At 67.3% G+C, this 2,163-nt stretch carries 1 protein-coding gene; it reads right to left on the minus strand.

The features are described 5' to 3' along the window. Window positions 1–2,163, minus strand: a 2,163-nt coding sequence (gene topA / locus Q0R27_RS00310; RefSeq protein ID WP_293940019.1) for a type I DNA topoisomerase, incomplete at both ends; no start/stop codon positions are given.

Raw genomic sequence — 2,163 nt, forward strand, 5'->3', positions numbered from 1 at the left:
GGTCTCGAACACCTCGGCGGTCGACGACAGCCGGGCGTACTTGCCGTCATGGACCAGGTACGGGCCATAGCGCCCGATCGAGGCCGAGATCATCGCCCCGGTCTCGGGATGCGCCCCGATCTCGCGTGGCAACGACATCAGCTGCTCGGCGGTCTCGAGCGTCAGCCCTTCCATCGGCACATCCTTGGGGATCGACGCCCGCTTCGCTTCTTTGCCCTCGCCGCGCTCGAGGTACGGCCCGAAACGCCCACTCTTGAGCGTGATGCCGTTGCCGATTTCCTGCGGCCCCTCGCTCGGCGCCGCCTCCCCGCCCTGCCCGAACTGACGAGTGTATTTGCATTCGGGATAGTTGGAGCAAGCGACGAACGCGCCGAACTTGCCCCCGCGAAGCCCGAGCCGCCCCGTTCCGCACAGCGGGCACAGCCGCGGGTCCGTTCCGTCGCCCTTGTCGGGGAACAGGAACGGCGCGAGGAACTCGTCGAGCGCGGCGGTGACCTCGCTCGGCTTCTGCTCCATCACTTCGCCCGCCTTGGGCTTGAAGTCCTTCCAGAACGCCTCGAGCAACGCTTGCCACCCGGTGCGCCCGCCCGACACATCGTCGAGACCTTCCTCGAGCCCGGCGGTATAATCATAGTCGACATAGCGTTCGAAGAAGCGCTCGAGGAACGCCGTCACCAGCCGCCCGCTTTCCTCGGGGGTGAAGCGCTGCTTTTCGAGCTTCACATACTCGCGATCCTTGAGCGTCTGCAGCGTCGCCGCATAGGTCGACGGTCGGCCGATGCCGAGCTCCTCCATCCGCTTGACGAGGCTCGCCTCCGAATAGCGCGGTGGCGGCTGGGTGAAGCTTTGCACCGCATCGACCGACCGCTTGGCGGGCGCGTCACCGGCCTTGAGCAGCGGCATCTTCGCGCCGTCTTCGTCATCGGCCTTGTCGTCGCGACCCTCCTCGTAGAGCGCGAGATAGCCCGGAAACAACGTGACCTGCCCAGTCGCCCGCAACGTCGCCCGCCCGGCCCCGTCGCTCAGTTCAACCGTCGTGCGTTCGAGCCTCGCCGACGCCATCTGACTCGCCAGCGCGCGGTTGAAGATCAGCCCATAGAGCCGCGCGTGATCGCCGCTCCCGCCCGCCTGGCGCTTGAAGTCGGTCGGGCGGATCGCCTCATGCGCTTCCTGCGCGTTCTTGGCCTTCGCCGTGTACATCCGCGGCTTGTCGGGGACGTAGCCAGCGTCATAGCGGTCGGCGATGGCGCGGCGCGCGGCCGAGATCGCCTCGCCGTCCATCTGCACCCCGTCGGTGCGCATGTAGGTGATGAGGCCGTCCTCGTAGAGCGACTGGGCAAGCCGCATCGTGTGGCTCGCCGCGAAGCCCAATTTGCGCGCCGCCTCCTGCTGCAGCGTCGAGGTCGTGAAGGGGGGCGGCGGGTTGCGGGTGAACGGCTTGGTCTCGACCGAACCGACGGTGAAGTGTCCCGCCTCGACGACCGCTTTCGCCGCGTCCGCCGCGCCCTTGTCGCCGATCGACAGCCGCTCGATTTTCTTGCCGTCGAGCCCGACCAGCCGCGCGGTGAACGGGGTCGCGTCGCTTTCGAATACCGCGCTGACCGACCAATATTCCTGCGCGCGGAACAGCTCGATCTCGCGTTCGCGGTCGACGATCAGGCGCAGCGCCACCGACTGCACGCGGCCCGCCGATTTCGCGCCGGGAAGCTTGCGCCACAGGATTGGCGATAGGGTGAAGCCGACCAGATAATCGAGCGCACGCCGCGCCCGGTAGGCGTCGATCAGATCCTCGTCGAGCGCGCGCGGCGCCTTCATCGCCGCCAGTACCGCCGTCTTGGTAATCGCGTTGAAGGTTACCCGCTCGACGTGCGCCGGGAGCGCCTTCTTCTTGCGCAGCACTTCCTGAACGTGCCAGCTGATCGCCTCCCCTTCCCGATCGGGATCGGTCGCGAGGATCAGCGTGTCGGCGCCCTTGGCCGCGTCGGTGATCGCTTTCAGCTGCTTCGCCTTGTCGGCGTACGGCTCCCATTCCATCGCGAAGCCGGCGTCGGGGTCGACCGATCCGTCCTTAGGCGGAAGGTCGCGGACGTGGCCATAGCTGGCCAGCACCTTGTGGCCCGGCCCGAGGTAAGCTTCGATGGTCTTGGCCTTGGCAGGCGATTC

Source organism: Sphingomonas sp., from assembly GCF_025362505.1.
GTDB lineage: Bacteria > Pseudomonadota > Alphaproteobacteria > Sphingomonadales > Sphingomonadaceae > Sphingomicrobium.